This is a genomic window from Pseudomonas urethralis (genome assembly GCF_021602465.1).
Lineage (GTDB): Bacteria > Pseudomonadota > Gammaproteobacteria > Pseudomonadales > Pseudomonadaceae > Aquipseudomonas > Aquipseudomonas vlassakiae.
Genome location: NZ_BQIJ01000021.1, coordinates 25,636 through 50,354, shown reverse-complemented (window position 1 = coordinate 50,354; position 24,719 = coordinate 25,636). Strand labels below are relative to the sequence as shown.

At 64.7% G+C, this 24,719-nt stretch carries 24 protein-coding genes; 10 read left to right on the top strand and 14 right to left on the bottom strand.

The features are described from left to right. The first annotated feature begins 190 nt into the window (after positions 1-190). A complete protein-coding gene (locus L6D64_RS24750) occupies positions 191-1,777 on the top strand; it encodes an EAL domain-containing protein (protein ID WP_176510029.1) in 1,587 nt (528 codons plus the stop codon). Positions 1,778-1,808: 31 nt separating this feature from the next. Further along, on the top strand, positions 1,809-2,696 hold the full coding sequence (gene rarD, locus L6D64_RS24745) for an EamA family transporter RarD (protein WP_176510028.1): 888 nt from the start codon (positions 1,809-1,811) through the stop codon (positions 2,694-2,696). On the opposite strand, the gene L6D64_RS24740 is transcribed toward rarD, so the two are convergent. Further along, on the bottom strand, positions 2,659-4,230 hold the full coding sequence (locus L6D64_RS24740; protein WP_176510027.1) for a TerC family protein: 1,572 nt from the start codon (positions 4,228-4,230) through the stop codon (positions 2,659-2,661). The two genes, rarD and L6D64_RS24740, sit on opposite strands and share 38 nt — an antisense overlap. Before the next feature lie 258 nt (positions 4,231-4,488). On the opposite strand from L6D64_RS24740, the gene L6D64_RS24735 reads away from it, so the two are divergent. Continuing rightward, the gene (locus L6D64_RS24735; protein ID WP_176510026.1) at positions 4,489-5,070 is read left to right on the top strand and encodes a LysE family translocator; all 582 of its coding nucleotides are present in this window, start codon (positions 4,489-4,491) and stop codon (positions 5,068-5,070) included. Between the two features lie 26 nt (positions 5,071-5,096). Here the strand turns inward: L6D64_RS24735 and L6D64_RS24730 are convergent, their stop codons facing one another. Next, positions 5,097-5,894 (bottom strand): helix-turn-helix transcriptional regulator, encoded by a 798-nt coding sequence (locus tag L6D64_RS24730; protein ID WP_176510025.1) that lies wholly within the window; start codon positions 5,892-5,894, stop codon positions 5,097-5,099. 10 nt (positions 5,895-5,904) lie between these two features. Then, complete coding sequence (locus L6D64_RS24725; RefSeq protein ID WP_176510024.1) at positions 5,905-6,447, bottom strand: helix-turn-helix domain-containing protein; 543 nt, start codon at positions 6,445-6,447, stop codon at positions 5,905-5,907. A gap of 152 nt (positions 6,448-6,599) precedes the next feature. On the opposite strand from L6D64_RS24725, the gene L6D64_RS24720 reads away from it, so the two are divergent. After that, entirely contained in the window at positions 6,600-7,382 is a 783-nt protein-coding gene (locus L6D64_RS24720; RefSeq protein WP_176510023.1) for an aldolase, read from the top strand. Between the two features lie 32 nt (positions 7,383-7,414). After that, positions 7,415-8,302 (top strand): dihydrodipicolinate synthase family protein, encoded by an 888-nt coding sequence (locus tag L6D64_RS24715; RefSeq protein WP_176510022.1) that lies wholly within the window; start codon positions 7,415-7,417, stop codon positions 8,300-8,302. 125 nt (positions 8,303-8,427) lie between these two features. On the opposite strand, the gene L6D64_RS24710 is transcribed toward L6D64_RS24715, so the two are convergent. The 3 genes from L6D64_RS24710 to L6D64_RS24700 form a co-directional block, all read right to left on the bottom strand. Next, positions 8,428-9,846, bottom strand: coding sequence for a short-chain fatty acid transporter (locus L6D64_RS24710; protein WP_236192601.1), 1,419 nt, complete (start codon positions 9,844-9,846; stop codon positions 8,428-8,430). 151 nt (positions 9,847-9,997) lie between these two features. After that, complete coding sequence (locus tag L6D64_RS24705) at positions 9,998-10,654, bottom strand: CoA transferase subunit B (protein WP_176510104.1); 657 nt, start codon at positions 10,652-10,654, stop codon at positions 9,998-10,000. 35 nt (positions 10,655-10,689) lie between these two features. Beyond that, positions 10,690-11,388, bottom strand: a complete 699-nt coding sequence (locus L6D64_RS24700; RefSeq protein WP_054885320.1) for a CoA transferase subunit A — start codon at positions 11,386-11,388, stop codon at positions 10,690-10,692. 140 nt (positions 11,389-11,528) lie between these two features. On the opposite strand from L6D64_RS24700, the gene L6D64_RS24695 reads away from it, so the two are divergent. Both L6D64_RS24695 and L6D64_RS24690 read left to right on the top strand, forming a co-directional pair. Beyond that, the gene (locus L6D64_RS24695; protein WP_176510105.1) at positions 11,529-12,434 is read left to right on the top strand and encodes a LysR family transcriptional regulator; all 906 of its coding nucleotides are present in this window, start codon (positions 11,529-11,531) and stop codon (positions 12,432-12,434) included. After that, the gene (locus L6D64_RS24690; protein WP_176510106.1) at positions 12,422-13,243 is read left to right on the top strand and encodes an aldo/keto reductase; all 822 of its coding nucleotides are present in this window, start codon (positions 12,422-12,424) and stop codon (positions 13,241-13,243) included. Before L6D64_RS24695 ends, L6D64_RS24690 begins: the two co-directional genes overlap by 13 nt. Before the next feature lie 15 nt (positions 13,244-13,258). Here the strand turns inward: L6D64_RS24690 and L6D64_RS24685 are convergent, their stop codons facing one another. From L6D64_RS24685 to lexA, 4 genes are read right to left on the bottom strand one after another with little or no spacing between them, the layout of a single operon-like run. Beyond that, a complete protein-coding gene (locus tag L6D64_RS24685) occupies positions 13,259-16,339 on the bottom strand; it encodes an error-prone DNA polymerase (protein ID WP_176510107.1) in 3,081 nt (1,026 codons plus the stop codon). Next, a complete protein-coding gene (locus L6D64_RS24680; protein ID WP_176510108.1) occupies positions 16,336-17,754 on the bottom strand; it encodes a Y-family DNA polymerase in 1,419 nt (472 codons plus the stop codon). The genes L6D64_RS24685 and L6D64_RS24680 overlap by 4 nt, the downstream gene beginning before the upstream one ends. Positions 17,755-17,760: 6 nt before the next feature. Beyond that, positions 17,761-18,381, bottom strand: coding sequence for a translesion DNA synthesis-associated protein ImuA (gene imuA, locus L6D64_RS24675; protein WP_176510109.1), 621 nt, complete (start codon positions 18,379-18,381; stop codon positions 17,761-17,763). Then, positions 18,381-18,989 carry a transcriptional repressor LexA gene (gene lexA, locus L6D64_RS24670; protein WP_476748440.1) on the bottom strand — a complete coding sequence of 203 codons (609 nt, stop codon included), beginning with the start codon at positions 18,987-18,989 and terminating at the stop codon, positions 18,381-18,383. The genes imuA and lexA overlap by 1 nt, the downstream gene beginning before the upstream one ends. A gap of 102 nt (positions 18,990-19,091) precedes the next feature. Here lexA and L6D64_RS24665 point away from each other — a divergent pair, with 102 nt between their 5' ends. From L6D64_RS24665 to L6D64_RS24655, 3 genes are all read left to right on the top strand, one after another. Then, positions 19,092-19,751, top strand: coding sequence for an HAD family hydrolase (locus L6D64_RS24665; RefSeq protein WP_176510111.1), 660 nt, complete (start codon positions 19,092-19,094; stop codon positions 19,749-19,751). Positions 19,752-19,945: 194 nt separating this feature from the next. Next, complete coding sequence (locus L6D64_RS24660; RefSeq protein ID WP_176510112.1) at positions 19,946-20,674, top strand: DUF899 domain-containing protein; 729 nt, start codon at positions 19,946-19,948, stop codon at positions 20,672-20,674. A gap of 104 nt (positions 20,675-20,778) precedes the next feature. Then, positions 20,779-22,377: a GGDEF domain-containing protein gene (locus L6D64_RS24655; RefSeq protein ID WP_176510113.1), complete on the top strand. Its 1,599-nt coding sequence runs from the start codon at positions 20,779-20,781 to the stop codon at positions 22,375-22,377. Here the strand turns inward: L6D64_RS24655 and ureG are convergent. From ureG to ureE, 4 genes are read right to left on the bottom strand one after another with little or no spacing between them, the layout of a single operon-like run. Further along, positions 22,340-22,963, bottom strand: coding sequence for an urease accessory protein UreG (gene ureG / locus L6D64_RS24650; protein WP_027916761.1), 624 nt, complete (start codon positions 22,961-22,963; stop codon positions 22,340-22,342). The two genes, L6D64_RS24655 and ureG, sit on opposite strands and share 38 nt — an antisense overlap. A gap of 11 nt (positions 22,964-22,974) precedes the next feature. Next, the gene (locus tag L6D64_RS24645; protein ID WP_176510114.1) at positions 22,975-23,649 is read right to left on the bottom strand and encodes an urease accessory protein UreF; all 675 of its coding nucleotides are present in this window, start codon (positions 23,647-23,649) and stop codon (positions 22,975-22,977) included. Further along, positions 23,649-24,194 (bottom strand): HupE/UreJ family protein, encoded by a 546-nt coding sequence (locus L6D64_RS24640; protein WP_099813961.1) that lies wholly within the window; start codon positions 24,192-24,194, stop codon positions 23,649-23,651. The genes L6D64_RS24645 and L6D64_RS24640 overlap by 1 nt, the downstream gene beginning before the upstream one ends. A gap of 23 nt (positions 24,195-24,217) precedes the next feature. Beyond that, complete coding sequence (gene ureE / locus L6D64_RS24635; protein ID WP_176510115.1) at positions 24,218-24,709, bottom strand: urease accessory protein UreE; 492 nt, start codon at positions 24,707-24,709, stop codon at positions 24,218-24,220. Between the last annotated feature and the right edge of the window lie 10 nt (positions 24,710-24,719).

Genomic DNA, 24,719 nt, shown 5'->3' with positions numbered 1-24,719 from the left:
GCTTGAACCCATGGTATGTCATATGGACCCATTCTCGGCGAGGGTTGACCCTTCAGCAACGAAGGACCTTATTGTTGTATTCGTAAACCGATTCTACAGTGCGTAAATTGCTTTGTCGCGCTTTAGTTCGCCACCTGCGCCGACAAACGGCTATCCTCATCAGCTCAGTCACCAGGAAGATCACCCCAGCATGCCGCTCACCGTCAAACGCCCCGCTCGCTGGAGCTGGCGCACGCTGCTGCCGTGGATCGTCGGCGTGGTGCCGCTTGTCTGCGGTCTGGCGGTCATGAACTGGCAGATCGAGCGCGAATTGCGCGCCAGCAGCGAGGCGACGACACGCCAGGTGATCGAGCATGTCGACCACATTCTGGACAACCTGGCCAATGCCGCGCTGGCCCTGCTGCCACTGGCTGGCACCCCCTGCGCCGATGCCCAGCTGGCCTTGCGCAGCCAGGTCACGCGCAACGCCTTCGTGCGTTCGACCAACCTGTTTCAGCACCATAACCTGTACTGCAGTTCGCTGTTCGGCGATTTCGACGAACAGGTCGAGGCCAATGACTACACCGATGGCCGGCTATGGCTGATGGATGGCAATTCGGTAACGCCTGGCCATCCCCTGCTGGTCTATCGCGCCAGCGATGGCGACCGCGGCGCGATCACCACCGTGGATGGCGACCATCTGCTCACCGCCTTGCGCCTGATTGGCCCGGAGGAAGCCCTGCAGATCCGCGTCGGCAAGGCCTGGATGGGCAAGGACGGCGTGGTGCATGACGGCGTGCCACCGGCCGCCGCCGCCGCCGATGTGACATTGGGCTCGACCCGCTATCCGTTCAGCGTGCACGGCGGCTACGAAGCCGGCAAACAAGGTCAAGTGCTACGCAGCCACTACCCCGCCCTGCTCAGCCTGCTGCTGGTGCTCGGCGTGGTGGCCGGTTGCGCCTGCCGCTGGCAGATTCGCCGGGCCAGCTCGCCGCGTGCCGAGCTGCGCCGGGCCCTGGAGGCGGACGAGTTTCTGCCGTACTTCCAACCCGTGGTGCGCAAGGGCGACTACCGCTGGGCCGGGGCTGAAGTGCTGATGCGCTGGAACCATCCCCGTGAGGGCCTGGTGCGTCCGGACCTGTTCATCCCCTATGCCGAACACAGTGGGCAGATCGTCGCCATGACCCGGGCCCTGATGCTGCACACTGCGCAAAGTCTTGCGCCCTACACCGCGCTGTTGGAGGACGGTTTCCACATCGGCATCAACATTACCGCCGATCACTGCCGCGACCTGAGCCTGCTCGACGACTGCCGCACCTTCCTCCAGCATTTTCCGCCAGGACGAGTCCGGCTGACCCTGGAGCTGACCGAGCGCAAGCTGCTTGAAGCCACACCGGTAGCCCTCGAACTGTTCGCCAAGCTGCATGACATGGGGGTGATGATCGCCCTCGATGACTTCGGCACCGGCCAGTCGAGCCTCAATTACCTGCGCCAGTTCAAGGTCGATTACCTGAAGATCGACCAGAGTTTCGTGGCCATGATCGGTGGCGACGCGCTGTCGCAACACATACTCGACAGCATCATCGAGCTGTCCGCCAAGCTGGGCCTGGGCATCGTTGCCGAAGGGGTGGAAACCGACGTGCAGCGTGACTACCTGGCACGCAGCGGGGTGGACTTCCAGCAAGGCTATCTGTTTGCCCGGCCAATGCCGGCGGCCGACTTCCTCAAGGCACTCGCTACCCACCCGGCGGTTGCGCGGTTGCCGCAAGACGCGGCCCCTGAGATCATGCGCGGCTGATCCACCCGCTCACTCCCTATCCGAGGCATTCGTGTCAAAAGGCATTATTTCGTCGGTCATGGCGTCCTGTCTGTTCGCCGTGATGTATTTCTATACTTCCTTGCTGTCGCCGCTCGATGGCGAAGAGATCTTCGGCTGGCGCACGTTGTTGACCCTGCCCTGCCTCACCCTGTTCATGTTGGCCAGCAAAGACTGGAAGCGCGTCGGCGAACTGCTCGCCCGCGTGCGCCAGACGCCGACCCTGCTGCTGGGCATGGTCGGTACCTCCTGGTTGATGGGGGTGCAGCTGTGGCTGTTCCTCTGGGCGCCGTTGCACGGGCGTAGCCTGGAAGTGTCGATGGGCTATTTCCTGCTGCCGCTGGCAATGGTGCTGACCGGGCGCCTGGTCTATGGCGAGCGCTTGTCACGCCTGCAACAAGTGGCGGTCGGCTGCGCCGCGCTGGGTGTCGGGCACGAGTTGTACCAGAACGGCAGCTTCGCCTGGGAAACCTTGCTGGTGACGATCGGCTACCCGATCTACTTCGTCTTGCGGCGACGCTGCCGCACCGACCACCTGGGTGGCCTGTGGTGCGACATGTGCCTGTTGCTGCCCTGGGCACTGTATTTCGTCACCCAGGGGCCGTTGACGAAGGCTGATCTGCACCAGCACCCGGGCCTGTATGCTCTGATCCCACTGCTAGGGGCAATCAGCGCCTGCGCATTGATCGCCTACGTGCTGGCCAGCCGCCTGTTGCCGTTCAGCCTGTTCGGCCTGCTCAGCTACGTCGAGCCGGTGTTGCTGGTGGGGGTCGCCCTGCTACTGGGCGAAACCATCGGCCCGGATCAGTGGCTGACCTACCTGCCGATCTGGGCCGCAGTGCTGGTGCTGGTGCTTGAAGGCTTCAAGCACCTGCTGCGTCAGCGTCGGCGCTCGGTGTAAGGCGCACCTGGCGTACCCGGCGCTCCTCGACCGCCACCACGGTCATGCGCCAACCGTTCCAGGCCAGCTGGTCACCCACCACCGGCAGGCGATCCAGCAAGCTCATCACCAGCCCTGCCAGGGTCTGGTAGTCTTCGGTGGCGCGGGCGCTGAAGCCTGTCCGCGCCTGGACCTGGCTCAGATTCAGGGCACCACTGACGACAAAGCTGCCCTCTTCCTCGATGATCGCCGGGCCTTCCACCTCGCTGGCATCCGGCAACTCACCGGCGATCGACTCGAGGATGTCGGTCATGGTCAGCAAACCCGTGAAATCACCGAACTCGTTGATCACGAAGGCAATGTGCGTCGACTGGCTACGCATTTGCTCGAGGGCGTTGAGGATGCTGAAACTCTCCAGCAGGTTCAACGGCGCCCGGGCCATGCGCTCCAGGTCAGGCTGGCTGCCAGACAGGAATTCCTTGAGCAACTCCTTCTTGTGCACGAAGCCCAGCGGTTCCTCGATATGGCCGTCGCGAATCAACGGCAGGCGTGAATACGGCGAGTGGGCCAGCGCCTCGGTAATGGCTTGCGCGGGTTGCGCCAGGTCGAGCACGTCGACCTCGGCACGCGCGGTCATCACCGTGCGGATCGGCCGCTCGGCCAGGTTCAGCACGCCGCTGATCATCACCCGCTCCCGGCGGTCGAACAGCACCTGCTCTTCGCCCCCTTCGACCAGGTCGGCGATTTCTTCGCCCACCTCGTCAGCCTCGACCCGGCGGCCACCCAGCAGGCGCAGTACCGCATGCGCGGTACGCTCACGCAGTGGCCGGTGCTGCTGCAGGCTGCGCTTGCGGCGGGCACGGGCCAACTGGTTGAACAGCTCGATGAGGATCGAGAAGCCAATGGCCGCGTACAGGTAGCCTTTCGGGATATGGAAGCCCAGGCCTTCGGCGGTCAGGCTGAAACCGATCATCATCAGGAAGCCCAGACACAGCATGATCACCGTCGGGTGCGCGTTGACGAAACGGGTCAATGGTTTGCTGGCGACGATCATGATGCCGATCGAGAAGATCACTGCGATCATCATCACCGACAATTCTTCGACCATGCCAACGGCCGTGATCACCGCGTCCAGCGAGAACACCGCGTCGAGCACGACGATCTGCGCCACGATCGGCCAGAACAAGGCATGACGCACGGCTCCCGTAGCCTGGGTGGCATGCCCTTCCAGGCGCTCGTGCAATTCCATGGTCGCCTTGAACAGCAGGAACACACCGCCGAACAGCATGATCAGGTCACGGCCAGAGAAGCTTTTGCCGAACACCTCGAACAGCGGTGCGGTCAGGGTGACCATCCACGAGATACTGGCCAACAGGCCCAGACGCATGATCAGCGCCAGGCTCAGGCCGATGACCCGCGCGCGGTCGCGCTGATGCGGTGGCAGCTTGTCGGCGAGGATGGCGATGAACACCAGGTTGTCGATACCCAGCACCAGCTCGAGGACGATAAGCGTCAACAGGCCTAGCCAGGCCGTGGGATCGGCTAGCCATTCCATTAGCGGGTACTCACGAAGAAGGCGTCACGTAGACGGAGGGGGGATGGCCGTGATGGCCAGGGACTGGGGGGTTCCGCGAAGGTGCTCATAGGGACCTTGATTGAAAAAGGAAAGACGATGCTACAAGCACAGCAGGTTTTTCTGATAGCGCGAAACTATTACAAAACCTGTAACCAGCTCGCAGGGGACTTTTCTTCAATACCACCGCGGCGCAAGGCTACAGGATGGCGGCATTCATCCATCCACGGAGTTACGGAAATGAGCCTGTCCCTTTCCATGGCCGCATTCGCCCTCGCCGCTTCGATCTCGCCCGGGCCGGTCAATGTCGTCGCCCTTGGCAGCGGTGCCCGCCATGGCTTACGAGCGAGTATGTGGCATGTAACAGGCGCGACGCTGGGCTTTTGCCTGCTGCTCGTGCTGGTCGGCCTGGGGTTGCATGAACTGCTGTTGCGCTGGCCGCACCTGGAGCTGGCGCTGCACTGGGGTGGCGTGGCGTTTCTGCTGTACATGGCCTGGAAGCTGGCCAGCGATGATGGTCAGCTGGGTGGCTCGGATCAGCCGCGTGCTCCCTCGGCCTGGCATGGCGCAGCGATGCAATGGCTGAACCCCAAGGCCTGGCTGGCTGCGGTGGCGGGGGTGGGCGCCTACACCGGTGGCGAACAGCATCTGTTGTGGTTGTTCACCTGGATCTATGGGCCGATCTGTTTCGTCTCGGTCGCCTGCTGGGCCTGGGCCGGGAGTGTGATCCGCCACTATCTGCGGGAGCCGCGGTATCTACGGTTGCTGAATCGGGGGCTGGCGGTGTTGCTGGTGGGGAGTGCGATTTATCTGCTGGTTTGATGTCGCCAGTGCCGGCCACTTCGCGGTTAAAGCCGCGAAGAGCCCGGCACTGCATCTCGGTAATGCCCGGGTGTCGCCGCCAGGTGCTGCTTGAACGCCCGCTGAAGATGCGCCTGGTCGGCAAAGCCCGCCTCCAGTGCCACTTCGGCGATCGCCCTGCCCTTGCGCAGTTGCGCCCGGGCATGCTGCACCCGCTGATCCAGCAAATAACCGTGAGGGGTCAGGCCGAAGCGCTGGCGGAACGCACGGATCAGGTAGGACCGGGACAGGCCGCACGCCGCGCAGATATCTGCCAGGCCAAGCGGGTCGCTCCGGTGCGCACGAATGAATGCCGCAGCAGCATCCAATTGCGGATGTTCGCTTGGCAACTTGTGCGCATTGGGGTGCAAATAGCCGGGAAGATCGGCAAAAAAGGCGGCCAGCCGTGCTTCTCGGTCATCCAGCTCGGCGTCGAACAGGTCGGCAAACAACTGCAGCAGCCGGCTGTACAACCCCGCAGAAGCGCTGAACGTCTGCGCAGGCAGGACGAAGCCCCGAGCCACCAACCACGGCATGTCGACGAACAGCATCAGGTACGACCAGGGCTGGCCGGCGATGGGGTTGCAAGTGTGCACCACACCCGGGTTCATCAAGACCGTGGTACCGGCCATCACCTCGACCTGACTGGCGCCGCTCAGGTAGGTACTGCGCCCGCCAGTGATCACGCCGATGGAAAAGCTCTCATGGGAATGCGCGGCATAACAGACCTTGCGCCCATCCCCCACGCGCCGCGCTTCGACGAAGGGCAATGCCGGATCCCGCCAGAACCGCGACACCTCGATCATCCCCCGGCCCTCATTCGCCGCTGTGCTGCACCACAACCAGCAGTTGCGCCGGATGCGCGCCGACCGAACGCAGCCGGTGCGGTGTCTGGGCATTGAAGTGCAGTGCATCGCCCTGCTCCAGCAACACCCGCTCATTGATGAAGTCGACCTCCACCTGGCCGGCGTGGACGAACAAGAACTCCTCACCGTCATGCTCCTTGAAGGTCGGGTCGCTGAACTCGGTCGGCGGCTGGATCAGGAACGGCAACAGGCTGTGCTGCCCGAACTGACGGGTCAAGGCTGCGTAGCCCGGCCCGTGGCCATCGCCCACCAGCGGCTGACGCTCGCCCTGGCGTACCAGGCTATAGCGGCTCTGCGCGGCCTGCTCCTCGGCGAACAGTTCTTCGACGTTGACATTCAGCGCCCGCGCCAGCTTCAGCGCAGCAGCGATCGACGGCGTATTCAGGCCACGCTCCACCTTGGACAGGTAGCTCTTGGTCATGCCGGACTTTTCGGCCAGCACCTCGAGCGTGACCCCCAGTTTTTTTCTCAACACTTTCAATCGGTTAGACATGCGACGCGATTTTCCCAGGTCCACTGGCTTGCTTATGACACTTTGTGTCATATAGGATTATTTGTGTCACACGCTGGCAGATTCCTCGACCGACCAAAGCTTCGGAACCGGCCAGCGCTGACATCGCTCATCACGCCACAGAGGAAAACCCCATGGCCAAGACCCTGACACTCAGCAAGGACCAACTGGTCCAGCAGGCGCTGACGCAGATGCAAGGCTCGCTTGCCGATAATACGTGGACTGTACGAGAAAAGCTGGCCCTGACCTGCCGAATTCTGTTCGATCACGGCCACGACTCCGGCCTGGCCGGGCAGATCAGCGCCCGCGGCCCGCAACCCGGGACGTTCTACACCCAGCAGCTGGGCCTGGGTTTCGATGAAATCAGCGCCAGCAACCTGTTGCTGGTCAACGAGGACCTCGACGTGCTCGAAGGCCAAGGCATGCCCAACCCGGCCAATCGCTTCCACAGCTGGGTGTACCGCGCCCGGCCGGATGTGAACTGCATCATCCATACCCACCCGACCCACGTTGCCGCCCTGTCGATGCTGGAAGTCCCGCTGCAGGTCTCGCACATGGACCTGTGCCCGCTGTACGACGATTGTGCCTTTCTCGAAGCCTGGCCTGGCGTGCCGGTGGGCAACGAGGAAGGCGAGATCATCAGTGCCGCACTGGGGGGCAAGCGCGCCATCCTGCTCTCGCACCATGGCCAGCTGTCCACCGGCATCAGCATCGAGCAGGCCTGCGTATACGCCCAGTTGATCGAGCGCGCCGCTCGCCTGCAACTGCTGGCGATGTCGGCTGGCACCATCAAGCCCATCGCCCCGGCCCTGGGCCGCGAAGCCCACGACTGGATCGACCGGCCCAAGCGCCACGCCGCTGCCTTCAACTATTTTGCCCGGCAGAGCCTGCGTGCCCACACAGACTGCCTGAACTGACCCCTGAATGCCTTGCTTGCGGAGCTATCACCATGACCACTGAATTCCACGGCATCATCGGCTACACCATCACCCCCTTCAGCGCCGACGGCGAACAGCTTGACCTGCCCGCACTGGGCCAATCCATCGAGCGCCTGATCGACGGCGGCGTGCAGGCTATCGCGCCGCTGGGCAGTACTGGCGAAGGCGCCTACCTCAGCGACAGCGAATGGCAGCAGGTGGCGGAATACAGCCTGGCCCAGATCGACAAGCGGGTGCCCAGCATCGTCAGCGTCTCCGACCTGACCACTGCCGGTGCCGTGCGCCGCGCCCGCTTTGCCCAGGCACAGGGGGCCGACGCGGTGATGGTGCTGCCGGCCGCCTACTGGAAGCTCAGCGAAGCCGAGATCCTCCAGCACTACCGCGCGATCGGTGACGCCATCGATATCCCGATCATGCTCTACAACAACCCCGCCACCAGCGGCACTGACATGTCGGTGGAGCTGATCCTGCGCATCGTCCGCGAAGTGGCCAACGTGACCATGGTCAAGGAAAGCACCGGCGACATCCAGCGCATGCACAAGCTGCAGTTGCTGGGTGAAGGCCAGGTACCGTTCTACAACGGCTGCAACCCGCTGGCGCTGGAAGCGTTCGTGGCCGGTGCAAAAGGCTGGTGCACGGCAGCGCCGAACCTGATTCCGGCACTGAACCAGGCGCTTTACCAGGCAGTACGTGAGGGAGATCTGGTGCGGGCGCGGGCGCTTTTCTACCGGCAGCTGCCGTTGCTCGACTTCATTCTCAAAGGCGGCTTGCCAGCGACCATCAAGGCGGGTTTGGGGCTGACCGGGTTGCCGGTGGGTGAGCCACGTCGGCCGGTGTTCGGGCTGGATGAGCCAGGACGAGCGACCCTGGCGGCATTGCTGGTAACGCTGGCTGATTGAAAACCTGCACCGGCCTCTTCGCGGGTAAACCCGCTCCCACAAGTACTCCACCGCCCTTGGGCTAGTGAGAATCCTGTGGGAGCGGGTTCACCCGCGAAGAGGCCGGTGCAGGCAACGCAATTACCTCAAGGCATCACCGGCGGCACATATTGCAACGTAGTGCCCAGTGCCCACAGCAACAGCAGCACCAACGGCACATGCACCAGCAACTGCACGAACGAGAAACCGATCAGATCACGCGCCTTGAGCCCCAGCACGCCCAGCAGTGGCAGCATGTAGAACGGGTTGATCAGGTTCGGCAACGCCTCCGCGGCGTTGTAGATCTGCACGGCCCAGCCCAGGTGGTACTGCAGGTCGTTGGCCACCAGCATCACGTAAGGCGCTTCGATGATCCACTTGCCTCCCCCCGACGGGATGAAGAACCCCAGCACGGCAGAGTAAACGCCCATCAGCAGCGCGTAGGTGTCGTGGCTGGCGATCTGGGTGAAGAACAGTGAAATGTGGTGGGCCAGGGTCTGTTCATCCACTCCCTTGACCTGGGTCAGGATCGCTGCAATCGAGCCGTATAGCGGGAACTGGATCAACACCCCGGTGGTGGTCGGCACGGCGCGGGCCACGGCATCGAGGAAGCTGCGCGGGCGCCAGTGAAGCAAGGCACCGAGCATGATGAACAGCAGGTTATAGGTGTTCAGCCCGGAAATCGCCGTGATCGCCGGCTTGGTGGCGAACTCCTGGTACAGCCAGCCCGCAGCCAGGGCCACCAGCATCAGGATCAGGATCGGGCTGTGCTCCAGCCATTCACCGGGGCGGGTACGCCTGGCTGGCGGTGGCGCGGTAAAGCTGGGGTCGACGCCACAGGCTTCGGCGCTACGTGCACTGTTCGGACCAGGTGCCGTGGCATAGGCGATCACCAGCGAGACGATCACCAGGGCTGCCAGCATCACGCCGGACTGCCAGAGAAAAATGGTCTCGGTGAAGGGGATCACGCCCGTGATCGACAGGATCGATGGCGGCAGGCTGGCCGGGTTGGCCTGCAACTGCGCGGCCGAAGACGAAAGGCCCAGCGCCCAGACAGCGCCCAGGCCCAGGTAGGCGGCTGCACCTGCGGCGCGATAGTCCATCTTCAGCTCGGTACGACGGGCCAAGGCACGGACCAGCAGGCCGCCAAACACCAGCGACAGCCCCCAGTTGAGCAGCGAGGCCAGCATCGAGATCAGCGCAACCCAGCACACCGCCGACCGGCCATTGCCGGGGATGCGCGCCAGCCGGTCGATCAGCCGGGCCGCCGGTGGCGAGCTGGCCACCACGTAGCCGCCGATGACCACGAAAGCCATTTGCATGGTGAACGGGATCAGGCTCCAGAAGCCATCGCCGAACGCTTTGGCAGTGTCGGTCGGCTTGGCGCCCATGGCCAGGGCGCCGATGCACACCAGCAACACGGCGAGGGCGGCGAATACCCAGGAGTCGGGGAACCAGCGTTCGGCCCAGTTGGAACAACGCAGGGCAAAGCGGGCGGAGCGGCTGTCTTGGATTTCAGCGGCCACGGTTACTTCCTTTTATTGGTTTTATGGGGCGGAGCAGTTTTGCATTGGCAATGCCAAAACCCTGTGGGAGCGGGTTCACCCGCGAAGGCGGCGGTGAAAGTACCGACGCTTTCGCGGGTGAACCCGCTCCCACAGGGGACAGTGCGATGCTTTAGAAGGTCATTTCCTTTACATCATCCGGCACGATCAGCTTGCCGGCGGTTTTCTCGATGATCTCCTCAACGCTCACCCCCGGCGCGGTCTCGCGCAGGATGAAGGCGCCGTTTTCGATCTCCAGGTAGGCCAGGTCGGTCAGCACCTTGCGGATGCAGCCGGCACCGGTCAGCGGCAGGCTGCAACGTGGCAACAGCTTGGACTCGCCATCCTTGGAGGCGTGGGTCATGGTGACGATGATGTTCTCGGCACCGGCGACCAGGTCCATGGCGCCGCCCATGCCCTTGACCAGTTTGCCAGGGATCATCCACGAGGCGATGTTGCCTTCCACATCCACTTCGAAAGCACCCAGTACGGTCAGGTCGACGTGGCCGCCACGGATCATGGCGAACGATTGCGCCGAGTCGAAGATCGACGCGCCACGGCGGGCGGTGACGGTCTGCTTGCCGGCGTTGATCATGTCGGCATCGAGGGTGCTTTCGGTGGGGAATTCGCCCATGCCGAGCAAGCCGTTTTCGGACTGCAGCATCACGTCCATGTCGGCCGGTACATAGTTGGCCACCAGGGTCGGGATGCCAATGCCGAGGTTGACGTAGTAGCCGTCCTTCAGTTCACGGGCGACGCGTTGCGCCATCTGTTCGCGGGTCAATGCCATGGTCAGGATCTCTTTGTTGTTCTGATGGACGGCGCTCAGGCCTTGACGGTGCGCTTTTCGATGCGTTTTTCGAAGGTGCCGACGATCACCCGGTCGACATAGATGCCCGGGGTGTGGATTTCGCTGGGCAGCAGCACGCCAGGCTCGACGATTTCTTCCACTTCGACCACGGTGATCTTGCCAGCGGTGGCCGCCAGCGGGTTGAAGTTCTGCGCGGTGTTGCGGTACACCACGTTGCCGTAGTGGTCGGCCTTCCAGCCCTTGACGATGGCGAAGTCGCCGGTGATGGACTCTTCGAGGATGTACTTGCGGCCCTTGAACTCGCGCACTTCCTTGCCGTCGGCAACCGGGGTGCCGTAACCGGTCGCGGTAAAGAAGGCCGGGATACCGGCACCGCCGGCGCGCATCTTCTCGGCCAGGGTGCCTTGCGGGGTCAGTTCGACTTCCAGCTCGCCACTGAGCAACTGGCGTTCGAATTCGGCGTTCTCGCCAACGTAGGAGGCAATCATCTTGCGGATCTGCCGGTCTTCCAGCAGCACGCCCAGGCCGAAGCCGTCGACACCGCAGTTGTTGGAGACCACGGTCAGGCCCTTGACGCCAAGGCGCTTGATTTCGGCAATCAGGTTTTCGGGGATACCACACAGGCCGAAGCCGCCGGCCAGTACCGTCATGTTGTCGGTCAGGCCTGCCAGGGCCTCTTCATAGGTTGCTACGCGCTTGTCCAGTCCGGCCATGCTGATCCGCCTTTTGTAGTTGTTGAACCGACGAGGCTGTCGGTGAGCGTGTGAAGCCATCTTCACCGCTGGCGACTGATTTGTTAATTTTGTTTTCATCATCGATTGATAACTTTTCCAAAACAGCGCGCGAGGCTGTCATGAACGTCAAGCAACTGCGTGCCTTCGTCACCGTCGCCAAGTACCAGAGCTTCGCCCAGGCCGGTGAACACTTGCATGTGTCGCAACCGGCCCTGAGCCTGACCATCAAGGCGCTGGAGGACAACCTCGGCGGCGCCCTGCTCACCCGCACCACCCGCAGCGTCAGCCTGACTGCCGAGGGCGAGGTGTTGCTGCCGCTGGCCCGGCGCCTGCTGGCCGACTGGGACGACACCGAAGAGATGCTGCGCCAGCGCTTCACCCTGCAGCTTGGCCGCGTCTCGGTGGCGGCGATGCCAGCCTTTGCCGGCAACCTGCTGCCACAATCGCTCAAGGTGTTCCGCCAGCGTTATCCCAAGGTCAACGTCACGGTGCACGACGTGATCAACGAACAAGTGCTGGAACTGGTGCGCCATCGCCGCGTCGAACTGGGCATCGGTTTCGAGCCGGATAACAGCGAAGGCCTGAATTTCCACCCGCTATACATGGACCGCTTCGTCGCCGTGGTGCCGGCAGACTCGCCACTGGCCTTGCAGGCCGAGGTCACCTGGGCGCAGTTGCTGGCCGAAGACTTCATTGCCTTGCAACGCCCGTCGGCAGTGCGTCTGCTGCTGGAGCAGAACGTCGCGGCGCGCCACGGCAAGCTGGCGGTGGCCTTTGAAAGCCACCAGCTTTCGACCATCGGTCGCATGGTTGCCAGTGGCCTTGGCGTGAGCGCTGTGCCTGCGCTGTGCATCAACCAGATGCAGGAACTCGGCGCACGTTGCGTGACACTGGTAGAACCCACGGTCGAACGGCGCATCAGCGTGATCGCCCTGGCCGATCACAAGCTTTCCACTGCAGCCCAGGCGCTGCTCGACGTATTGCTTTCCCATACCCAGACTCCGGAGGTGACATGCGTTACGTGAAACTGGCAGGTTGCAGCGTGCCGGCCATTGGCCAGGGTACCTGGTACATGGGCGAAGACCCGGCGCACAGGGCCGCCGAAGTGGCGGCCTTGCGACAAGGCATCGAACAGGGCCTGACCCTGATCGACACCGCCGAGATGTATGCCGAGGGCGGCGCCGAAGCCGTGGTCGGCCAAGCCATTGCCGGGCGCCGTGACCAGGTGTTTCTGGTCAGCAAGGTCTATCCGCACAACGCCAGCCGCCGCGGTGTGGCTGAAGCCTGCGAGCGCAGCCTCAAGCGCCTGGGCAGCGATAAGATCGACCTGTATCTGTTGCACTGGCGCGGCCAGTATCCGCTGGAGGAAACGGTCGAAGCCTTCGAGCGCTTGCGCGAGCAAGGCAAGATCGGCCGCTGGGGGGTGTCCAACTTCGATGTCGACGACCTGCGCGAACTGCACAACCCGGATTGCGCCACCAATCAGGTGTTGTACAACCCGGCGCAGCGGGGTATCGAGTTCGACCTGTTGCCGTGGAGCCGCCAGCGCCGCTTGCCGACCATGGCCTATTGCCCGCTGGCCCAGGCCGGGCGGCTGTTGCAGCACCCGGTGCTGAGCGAAATCGCCGAGCGCCATGGCGCAACGCCGGCGCAGGTCAGCCTGGCCTGGGTGACACGGGAGAATGATGTGATTGCCATTCCCAAGGCGGTGTCGTCGGAACATGTGCGGCTGAATGCAGCTGCGGGGGCGTTGACCTTGACCAGCGAGGACTTGCGGGCGATCGACCGCGCTTTCCCGGCACCGACGCGCAAGCAGCATCTGGCGATGGTCTGACGGACACCATTCACGTCAGTGGAAGTCCCGGCTCTTGACATCCAGCCCTTGCAGCAAAGGGCTGATGTCTTCCAGGCGCCGGGCAATCAGATGCCGCACCCCGTTGTCCTGCTCAAGCCGCCCACTCACCTTGAGCAACTGCGCCCCCACCAGCGCCCGCCGCTGCCGCTCGGCCAGGTCACGCCAGACCACCACGTTGACCATGCCGAACTCATCCTCCAGCGTAACGAATGTCACCCCGCTGGCGGTCTGCGGCCGCTGCCGCCCCACCACCAGCCCGGCCACGGCAATCGCATCGCCATGCTCGAGCCCCGCCAGCTCGCCGCAACTGCGACACCCCAACGCCCGCAGCCGTGAGCGCAACAGCCTGAGCGGATGCGGGCCCAAGGTGGTCCCCAAGGTGGTGTAGTCAGCAACCAGGTCTTCGCCGACCGTGGGAGCGGGCAATGCTACCTGTACTTCCGGCACTGCCTGCACCTCGGCGAACAGCGGCAACTGCGCCTGCACCGCCGCCACCTGCCAGCGCGCCTGGTGACGGTCGCGGGCCAGGGCTCGCAGTGCCCCCGCATCGGCCAGCCGGGCGCGGGCACGGCTGTCGAGCCCTGCGCGCAGGCACACGTCTTCGACATCCCGCCAGGGGCGTTGCGCCCTCGCCTGCTCCAGCCGGCGGGCATCCGCCTCGCTGAAACCACGGATCTGTCGCAGTCCTAGGCGAATGGCCAGGACCCCGTGCTGATCGGGCTCCAGCGTGCAGTCCCATTGGCTATGGAACACATCCACCGGACGTACTTCGATGCCTTGTCGCCGCGCCTCCTGCAGCAGCTGATCCGGGCTGTAGAAGCCCATCGGCCAACTGTTGACCAGGGCACAGGTGAAGATCGCCGGTTCATGGCACTTGAGCCAGCTGCTGGCATAGCACAGCAAGGCGAAGCTGGCCGCGTGCGATTCAGGGAAGCCGTAACTGCCAAAGCCTTTGATCTGTTCGAAGATGCGCTCGGCGAACGCCAGGTCGTAGCCGTTGCGCAGCATGCCCTCCACCAGCCGCTGGCGATGGGGCTCGAGCCCGCCATGGCGCTTCCAGGCCGCCATGCTGCGGCGCAGCTGGTCGGCCTCGCCGGGGCTGTAGTCGGCAGCGACCATGGCCAGCTCCATCACCTGTTCCTGGAACAACGGTACGCCCAGGGTGCGCTCGAAGACTTCCTTGAGCTTTGCCGAGGGGTAGGTCACAGGCTCCTGCTTGAGGCGCCGGCGCAGGTAAGGGTGAACCATGTCCCCCTGGATTGGCCCGGGGCGCACGATGGCGACCTCGATCACCAGGTCATAGAAGGTCTCGGGCTTGAGCCGCGGCAGCATGGCCATCTGTGCCCGCGACTCGATCTGGAACACGCCCATGGTTTCGGCGCGGCTGATCATCGCATAGGTCGCCGGGTCTTCGCCGGGGATGGTCGCCAGGGTCAGCTGCCGACCGCGGTGCCGCTGCAGCAGGTCGAAACAGCGGCGCAGGGCGCTGAGCATGCCCAGGGCCAGGACATCGACCTTGAGCAGGCCGACCATGTCAAGGTCGTCCTTGTCCCACTGGATCACCGTGCGCTCGGCCATGGCGGCGTTTTCCACCGGCACCAGGTGGGCCAGCGGCTGTTCGGAAATGACGAAGCCACCCGGGTGCTGGGACAGGTGGCGCGGAAAGCCGATCAGTTCACCGGCCAGCACCAGAATGCGCCGCAGTGAAGGGCTGCCGGGCTCGAAACCGGCCTCGGCCAGCCGTTGCTCGTCCGGGATACGGTCGCTCCAGCGGCCGCAGCACTTGGCCAGGGCATCCACCTGGTCGGCCGGCAGGCCCAGCACCCTGGCCACATCGCGAACAGCACCGGCAGCATGGTAGGTATTGACCACGGCGGTCAGCGCAGCGCGATGCCGGCCGTAACGGCGGAACACGTACTGGATCACCTCTTCGCGCCGGTCATGTTCGAAGTCCACGTCGATATCTGGAGGCTCGTTGCGCTCGCGCGACAAGAAGCGCTCGAACAACAGCCGATGTTCCATCGGGTCAAGCTCGGTGATGCCCAATACGAAGCACACCACCGAGTTGGCTGCCGAGCCACGGCCCTGGCAGAGAATATGCTGGCTGCGGGCAAAGGCGACGATGTCGTGCACGGTCAGGAAATAGCTTTCGTAGCCCAGTTCCTCGATCAGCGTCAGTTCCTTTTCCAGCACCGCACGGACCTGGCAGCTCGGCCCTGACGGCCAGCGCTGCGGCAAGCCCCGCTCGCACAATGCGCGCAGCCAGCTGGCGGGTGTCTGGCCCTCGGGCACCAGTTCGCGTGGGTACTGGTAGCGCAGTTCGGCCAGGTCGAACTGGCAACGTTCGGCGATGGTCAGGCTTTCGGCCAGCAGATCTGCCGGGTACAGCTCGCCCAGCTGCTCCAGCGAACGCAGGTGACGCTCGCCATTGGCGAACAGGTGGCGCCCTGCCTCGGCCACGTTGCAGTGATGGCGAATGGCGGTCATGCAGTCCTGCAGGGCGCGCCGGCCCCGCACGTGCATATGCACGTCACCACAGGCCACAGCGCGGACTCCCAGCTGCACCGCCCGTTCACGCAAGCGGGACAGGCGCCGGGCATCATCGCTGCCCCGGTGCAGGTGCACGCCCAGCCACAGGCGCTCGGCGAACATCTCGCACAGCCATCGGCCTGCCGCCTGATCGTCGGCATCATCGGCGATCCACAGCGCCAGCAACCCTTCGTGGTGTAGCGCAAGATCGTCAGCGAACAATTGGTAGCCACCCTTTTCAGCCCGCCGTCGGGCACGGGTGATCAAGGCACAGAGGTTCTGGTAACCCGTGAGGTTCTGCGCCAGCAACACCAGTTTGGGGCCATCCTGCAGGCGCACTTCGCTGCCGACGATCAGGCGCATCTGCTGGTCTTTGGCAGCTTGCCAGGCGCGCACGATACCGGCCAGGGTGCACTCGTCGGTGATCGCCAGCGCCTGGTAACCCTGCTCGCGGGCGCGGCGGAACAGCTCTTCGGCGCTGGACGCACCGCGCTGAAAACTGAAGTTGGACAGGCAATGCAACTCGGCGTAGCCCGGAGTACTCATGCGAACCAGCCCTGCAGCCACAGCGGGCCGGGTTGAGCCAGGTCGCGATAGGCCCAGCCACGCAGGCCATCGCGGGTTTCGATGCGGTAGTAGTCACGGCGTACGTCGCCGCCGTCCCACCAACCTGACTCGATCCGTTCGGCCGGGCCCAGCAGCTTGCGGTCAGCCGTATCCAAGGCCTGCGGTGTGGGCAACAACCAGCCTGGGCGGCTACCCGGCATCACCGGCAGGTTACCCTGGGCGCCCTGCTCCGCCTGCTGCCAGGCGCACTCGGGGCGGTGGTCAGCCTCGGCACGCAACCCATTGACGGCTTCATCACCGAGGCGAGCGCGCAGGCGTTCGCGCAGTTGCTCCCAGGGCTGGGCCTGCTTGGCGCGGGGGTCGAACAGTGCCTGATGCTGGGGCACGAAGGCAGGCAGGTCATCGGCGACCAGCCGCAGGTTGCGCACCGGTGCCGGGATGCGCAGCGGCTCAAGGCGCCCGCGGGCCAGTTCGAACAGCAGGCCGGCATCCCGCTCGGCAGACAGCAGCCCAACGTGCAGCAGGGTGTCCGGCCCCTCGACGTGCTCTAGGTGCAGGCTGAAGCGCTGCACGCCGCAGTCGCGCCCGGCCAGGAAGGCCGCCAGGTCATTGAGCATGCGCCGCAACGGGAACAGCAAGGCCTGATGTGATTCAACGTCGAAGTTCAGTTCCAGGCGCGATTCGAAGCGGTCCGGCGGCTGATAGAAGTCCAACCCCATGGAGCGCAGCCCGAGCAATCGGTCCAGGTGCAACTGCACATCGGCGGAAAACCGCCTGGCCAGCGCATCGCGCGGCAAGGCCAGCACTTGGCCCAACTGGCGCAGGCCCATGCGCGCAAAGGCCTGGGCAGCGTCCGCTGGCAACCCCACCCGGTCGACAGGCATGCGCGCCAGTGCCGACCGGGTTTGCTCGGCGCAGGTCAAAGCCAAGCCATCATGGCCGTTGGCAAGCATGCGAGCCGCGACCGGGTTGGTCGCGAGCACGATGCGCTGGCGCAAGCCCAGGGCAGTCAGCTCTTCGCGCAAGCGGGCCTCGAACAGTGGCCATGGGCCGAACAGCTGCAAGCTGGAGCCGACTTCAAGCAGCAAGGCGCGCGGGTAATGCAGACTGACCTGGGCACTGAACCGGTAGGCCCAGGCCGCGAGCAATTGCTGCAACCGCTCGATGCGGGCCGGGTCGGCCTCGACACAGTGGAAGCCATCGGCCAGGGCCCGCGCTGCCGTCAGCGTCTGCCCCGCCCGCAGGCCAAGCGCCGCCGCCGCCGGGGTGACGGCTTGCAGCAGGCGACGCTGAACAGGGCCGCCGATCAGCACCAGTGGCGTATCGGCGTCGTCCCGTTCGCGCAGGATCGAGTCCAGCGCCAGCTGGGGCAGGAGGATGCAGGCCCAGAGCATGCTGCATCAGCCCCGCCCTGGGCAGGCGATGGGCACGGCCGGGGGCATGCCGCCACGGCACTTGAGTACACGCCATTGTGCCGGGCGCGTATCCACGGCAATACGCAGCGCAGCGGGCGACGGGTTGTGCGCCGCTTGTTGCGGCCGACAGGCAAAGGCAAGTGCCTGCCCTGTCTCGGCGGCCACCTGCAGGCGGCGCAAGGCGCGGTCATCGGCGCGCTCCGGCCAGCACAGCACTGCCGCGCAGCTGCCGGAGCGCAAGCACTGTTCGGCCGCCCACAAGGCATCGGCCTGACCGGCATCGACCTGCACCAGCCAGCGCAGGTCTACACCTGCTGCCTGCCAGGCCGGTGCATAGGGAATGAACGGCGGCGCCACCAACACCACCCGCCCGCCCTCAGCCGTCAGGCGTGACAGGGCTGGCCAGAGCAGCTGCAACTCGCCGCAGCCCGGGCTGGCCAGAAGCAGCTCGCTGAGGGCTGCGGCTGGCCAGCCGCCATCGGGCAGGCACTGATCGAGCAGCGCATGGCCGGTGGGCTGCAAACCGGCCGGGCGCACCTGGCCCTGCCGCCCACGCCAGACCTGGCGCTGGTCGAGCAGCCGATCGAGATCGACCACCGCGCCCATCAGTCGCGCCTCAACAGGCCACAGAACACGCCTTCGATGAAGAACTCGCGCTCAGGCCCCACATCGATTGGCGCATAAGCCGGGTTGCGCGGCAACAGCCGGTAACCGCCGGGCTGGCGCTGCAGGCGCTTGATGGTCACCTCGCCGTCCAGCCGCGCAACCACGATCTGGCCATCACGTGCCTCGCCCTGCTGGAGGATGCCGACCAGGTCACCGTCGAAGATGCCGTCCTCGATCATCGAATCGCCGCGCACCCTGAGCAGGTAATCTGGCGTACGGCGAAACAGGCTGGGGTCGAGCAGCAGTTGTTCGTGAATGCCCAGGTCCGGGCCGATCGGCGCGCCGGCAGCCACTTGCCCGAGCACGGGGATTTCGAGGATTTCCGGCCGGCGCAAGGGCTCGGCCAGGCGAATGCCCCGCGCCTGGTTGGGGGTGACTTCGATGTAGCCGGCCTGGCACAACGCGGTGATGTGTTTGCGCGCGACGCTACGCGAGGCAAAACCGAAGCGGCTGGCGATATCCGCCAGGCTCGGTGGCTGGCCGTGGTCGGCAATGCGCTCGCGAATGAAATCGAGGATTGCACGGCGTTTTGGGGTGAGATTGTCCATGGAGCACATTTGTACTCTTTTCGATGTGCGCTGAACAGCCCCCTTTGTCGTCAGGTTTGGTTATCATCCCCTGGCGTTTGTTCTTCAATCCCTGGATACCTGATGCTGACTGCCCTGCTGTTCGATCTCGATGGCACCTTGACCGACACCGATACCCTGCACTTGCAAGCCTTCCGTCAACTGCTGCACGACCATGACGGCCGCGAGCTGACCCAGGAACAATTCGATGCCCAGGTCAGCGGCCGAGCCAATGGCGAACTGTTTGCCGAACTGTTTCCACTTGCTGGTGCGTCCGAGCGCCAGGCGCTGGCCGACCGCAAGGAAGCGCTTTTCCGCGACCTGTCACCGGCGTTGCAACCCATGCCCGGCCTGCTGCGGCTGATGGACCATGCGCGGGCCTGGAACATCGGCATGTGCGTGGTGACCAATGCACCGCGGCTGAATGCCGAGCATATGCTCGCGGCCATGGGGCTTGACGATCGTTTCGAACATGTGTTGGTGGCCGAGGAGCTGGAGCGGCCGAAGCCGGATCCGCTGCCTTATCTGACCGGGCTGCAGCGCCTGGAAGCGGTGGCTGGCGAGGCGCTGGCGTTCGAGGATTCGTTGCCGGGGGTGACGGCTGCGAGTAGGGCCGGGATCTTTACCGTGGGGGTTGCCACGACGCAGACGCCGGAGCGATTGCTGGCTGCAGGGGCCAGGCTGGTGGTGAAGGATTTCAATGATCCAGCGCTGTGGGAGTTGATCGAGACCATCCACGGCTGAAGGCCACCAGGCGCCCGCCGCGAGGCATTCAGCGCCTGTGAGGTCGAGCGCCGCGCGGGCGGCGCTCGACCTCACAGGCGCCACACATCTAAAGCCAAGCACACCTAACCACTCATCGCCCATCCGCCCTGCCTGTCGATTCCCCGCCCCCTCAAATCGACCAAAAGCTGAATCCCCCAAGCGGAGTCAGCACCATGAGCCCCCCCGATCAGAAACACCCGGTCACCTCACGCGAGCAATGGCTGGCCGCCCGCCGCCAACTGTGGCTGCACGAAAAAGCCTTCACCCACCAACGCGACGAACTGGCCGCTGCCCGCCGTGCCCTGCCCTGGGTCAAGGTCGAACAGCCCTATCGCTTCCACGGCCCGGACGGCGAACTGAGCCTGGCCGACCTGTTTGCCGGGCGCAGCCAGCTGCTGGTCTACCACTTCATGTTTGCCGAGGGCTGGAGCGAAGGCTGCCCTGGCTGCTCGTTCCTTGCCGATCATTTCGATGGCGCCAACCTGCACCTGGCCCATCACGACGTCTCGCTGGTCGCCATATCCCGTGCGCCCTACCCCGAATTCCAGGCTTTCCGCCGGCGCATGGGCTGGCGCTTCCCCTGGTATTCATCCCACGGCAGCAGTTTCAACGAAGACTTCGGCGTCAGCGTCGGCACCGAGGGCCAACGCCAGTACAACTACGCGCCGTACACCGGCAATGAGGCCGAGCTGCCGGGCCTGAGCGCGTTCTACAAGGACCCGGATGGCACGCTCTACCATACCTACTCCACCTACGCCCGTGGCCTGGACATCCTGGTCAACACCTACAACTTCCTCGACATCGCGCCGCTGGGGCGCAACGAGGCCGGGACCATGGACTGGGTACGGCACCACGATCGCTACGAGGGCCAGCCCGGCAAGCCCCATTGCTGCCATGAGTGACCCGTCGCCCAAGTGCCGCCTGCCGCAAGGTGGCGGCACTTGGGGCAGCAACCGGGCAGAAACCGGCCATACTTGAGCCCGTCACCCTTCCGGACAGGCCCACCATGCCCAAGCGCTTGCCCATGATCGACCTGCGAACCCTGGTACTCGGCATCGTCGTGCTGGCCTGCCTGGCGACGCTGGGCAATGCCCTGTATGTCGCCTACCGGGTGCAGCACAACACCTTGGTGCAATTCTCCCTGCGGGCCAACCAGGCCTACGCCAGCAAGGTGGCCTCGAGCATCACCGAGTTCCTGCGCTCGGCCCGCAGCCACCTGACCTACAGCGCCCAGCAACTGGCCAGCAACCTGGAAGACCCGGCATTGCTGGACGCCGAAGCCAAGCGCCTGCAAGCCCAGGATGATGACTTCAATTCCATCGTCATCGTCGATGCGCAGGGGCAAGTGCGGGTGGCCTACCCGGATATTCGCCAGATCGCCAGCCACCGCCAGCGCGCCTCGGAAATCCAGCAGGCCATCGATGCCCGCAAGCCGCGGGTCAGCCCTGCGTATACCTCGCGGGGTGGCGAGCTGGTGGTGTTCGTCTCGGAGCCGATCTTCGCCGCGGATGGCCGCTATCTGGGCCTTGTCGGTGGCTCGGTGTTTCTCAAGAAAGAAAGCGAACTGCACACGGTGATCGGCCAGCACTACCAACATGACGGCACGTTTGCCTTCGTCGCCGACGCCAACGAACGCCTGCTGTACCACCCTGACCATGAACGCATCGGCGCCCTGGCCACCGGCAGCCCGACCATCGAGGCAGCCCTGCGCGGCGAGACCGGCAACCTCGATGCACCCAACTACATCGGCATTCCCATGCTCGCCGGCTTCGCCCCGGTGCCTGACACGCACTGGGCAGTCGTCGCCCAGCAGCCACGCGAACTGGCGCTGGCCCCGCTGCATGAATTGATGCGCAAAGTACTGTTGTACATTATTCCGGCCAGCCTGATCGGCTTTCTCCTGTTGTTGTGGCTGACCTACTGGCTGATCAAGCCGCTGCGCCAGTTGGCACACGGCGCCACGCACCTTTCAGCCAGCGAAACCGCCAATGAACTGCACGGCATCGACGCCTGGTATGCCGAAGCCGCCGCCATCCGCCGCGCGCTGATCACCGCCGAACGCCTGTTGCAGGAAAAGTTCGGCAAACTGCGCCAGGAAGCCCAGAGCGATGCCCTTACCGGCCTGGCCAACCGCCGGGCGCTGCAACTGGCACTGGATGCCTTGATGGAAAGCGAACGGGCCTATGCCGTGCTGGCCCTGGACATCGATTTCTTCAAACGGGTCAATGACACCTATGGGCATGACGCCGGCGATGACGTGCTCAAGCACCTGGGGGAAGTGCTGCGGCAGAATTCCCGCCTGCATGACCTGCCTTGCCGGGTAGGCGGCGAGGAGTTCACCATGCTGTTGCCCGATACCACCCTGGCCGATGCCCGGCGTATCGCCGAGCGCATCCGTGAGGCGGTCGAGCAGGCCGACACGCCCCACTGCGGCAAGCTCACCCTGTCGGTCGGTGTGGCCTGCCGCCAGCCCGACACCGAACTGGCCGAGACCCTGCTCAAGCAGGCCGACGAGATGCTGTACAAGGCCAAGCAGAATGGCCGCAACCGCGTCGAGGTGCTGGACTTCAGCCCCTCACACCCAGCATCCCCCGCTCCACGATGAAGTCGATCACGGCTTGCAGGCCTTCGCCTTTCTTGAGGTTACTGAACGTCCACGGGCGCTGCGGGCGCATACGCTGGGTGTCACGCTCCATCACCTCCAGCGAAGCCCCCACGTAAGGCGCCAGGTCGGTCTTGTTGATCACCAGGAAATCCGACTTGGTGATGCCAGGCCCCCCCTTGCGCGGGATCTTCTCGCCTTCGGCCACGTCGATCACATAGATGGTCAGGTCGGCCAGTTCAGGGCTGAAGGTGGCACTGAGGTTGTCACCACCGCTCTCGACGAAGATGACTTCAAGGTTGCCGAACTTGCGCGCCAACGCTTCGACGGCAGCCAGGTTCATCGAGGCATCTTCGCGGATGGCGGTGTGCGGGCAGCCACCGGTCTCGACGCCGACGATACGTTCAGGCTCCAGGGCACCGGCTTCGGTAAGGATGCGCTGGTCTTCCTTGGTGTAGATGTCATTGGTGACCACGGCGATCTGATAGTGATCGCGCATGGCCTTGCACAGGCATTCGAGCAGCGCGGTCTTGCCAGAGCCGACCGGGCCGCCGACACCGACGCGCAGGGGTTGCTGATAGCTTTGCATGTAGGCAGTCCTCAGGAACGGAACAAACGGGTGTATTGGGTTTCGTGACGCGAAGATGCGATTGCCAGCAGCGGCAGGCCGCCGCCGAGCTGGTCATCGGCCAAGGCCAGGGCCTGGTCCAGTACGCCGGGCAGTTCGCCCCCCAGGTCGCGCAGCAGGGTCTGCGCCGCCTGCTGGCCGAACGGCACCAGCTTGACCCCGGCCATCACCGCGCCTTCGAGCCAGGCGAAGGCATGGCCGAGGGCCAACTGACGCAGCGGGATCTGCCAGTGGGCGGCCAGCCAGGCCATGCCGCCAAGCTGGCTGAGTTCAAGGCTGGCGCGCCAGGCCGGGCCCTGGCCCAGCTGCCAGCCATCGAGCAGGCGTGCCAGGGCCGAGCCACGCTGCTGTTCTTCCAGGCGCAGTTCGGCGGTTTCGCGGTTGGCCAGCAGGAACCTGCTCCAGTGCGCAAAGGCCTCTGCATCGCCTGCCTCGCAGGCGCGATACAGGCGCGCCAGCACCGGCCAATCCAGACAAGCCAGGGTGTCGTGCAGCTGCTCCCGTTGCCAGGCGCTGAAGCTGGCAGTGTCACGCACCCAGCCAGCCTCCACGGCCCACTCCAACCCTTGCGAGTAGGTGAAGCCACCCACCGGCAGGCCAGGGCTGGCCAGCTGCAGCAGACGCAGCAGTGCCAGGTCGCTGTTCATCAACCGGCCAGCACCAGCGCGGCGCCAGCCAGCATGCCGCCACCGAAGGCCTTCTGCAGGCCGCTATGACGGCGCAGCAGGCATCCGACGCCGAAGCCGACGGCCAGCAGCAGGCCGCTGACCGTGACGAAGCCAGCGCTGAACATCCAGAAAGCGCTTGGCGTGGCTTCCACGCCGTGCGCCCAGCCGTGGAACAAGGCAAACACCGGCATGGCCAGGGCCAGCAGCAACTGACGGCGCGGCAGCAGCACGGCAACGGCAGCCACCAGCACCGACACGGCAATCATGCTTTCCATGCCCAGCACATCGCCGAACAGGTGGCCGCATACGGCACCTGCGAACATCGAGGCCAGGGTGGCCAGTGGCAGGGCGAGGTTGCGCCGGGTCAGCGCAGCCAGCACACCGGTACCCAGCAGCATCAGCAGGTGGTCAAGACCGGTCAGCGGGTGCAGCAAGCCATCCTGCAGCGGGTTGCCGTCGTGACCAGGGTGGGCGAAAGCTGGCAGTGCGACCATCAGCAGGGCAAGGGCGAAAGTCTTTTTCATGGTGGGCTCCTTGGATGAGGGATTCAGGAATGGGCTGGCAGGCGCACGAACGGATGGTCGTTGCCATGGCTGTGACTGTGGCTGTGCGGTGCGCTCTGGTAGGCGCCGGCTTCAGGCTCGAACGGTGCCTGCTCGGCCAGCACCGTCAGGCCCAGGCCACGCAGCATCTCGTCGAGCACATGATCGTGCTGGTAACGCAGCAGGCCTGGCTCGATCTGCAAGGGCACATGACGGTTACCCAGGTGATAGGCGGCACGGGCCAGCAGATGCGGGTCGTCGCAGCGCACCGTCGAAACCGCTTCAGGTGCAGCGAGGATGCGGATCACCTGGTTGCCTGCGGCATCGGCAAGCAGCTCGCCACCGCGCAGCAGGTGGCCACGTTCGAGCATCAGGCCGGCTTCGCGGCCGTCATCGAGGACCACGCGCAGGCGGCTCTTGATGCGGCTGTCGACGTCCAGGGTCACAGTACCGGTGACGCTCTCGGATGCCTCGATCCGACGGGTCAGGACAATCATCTTCACTCCT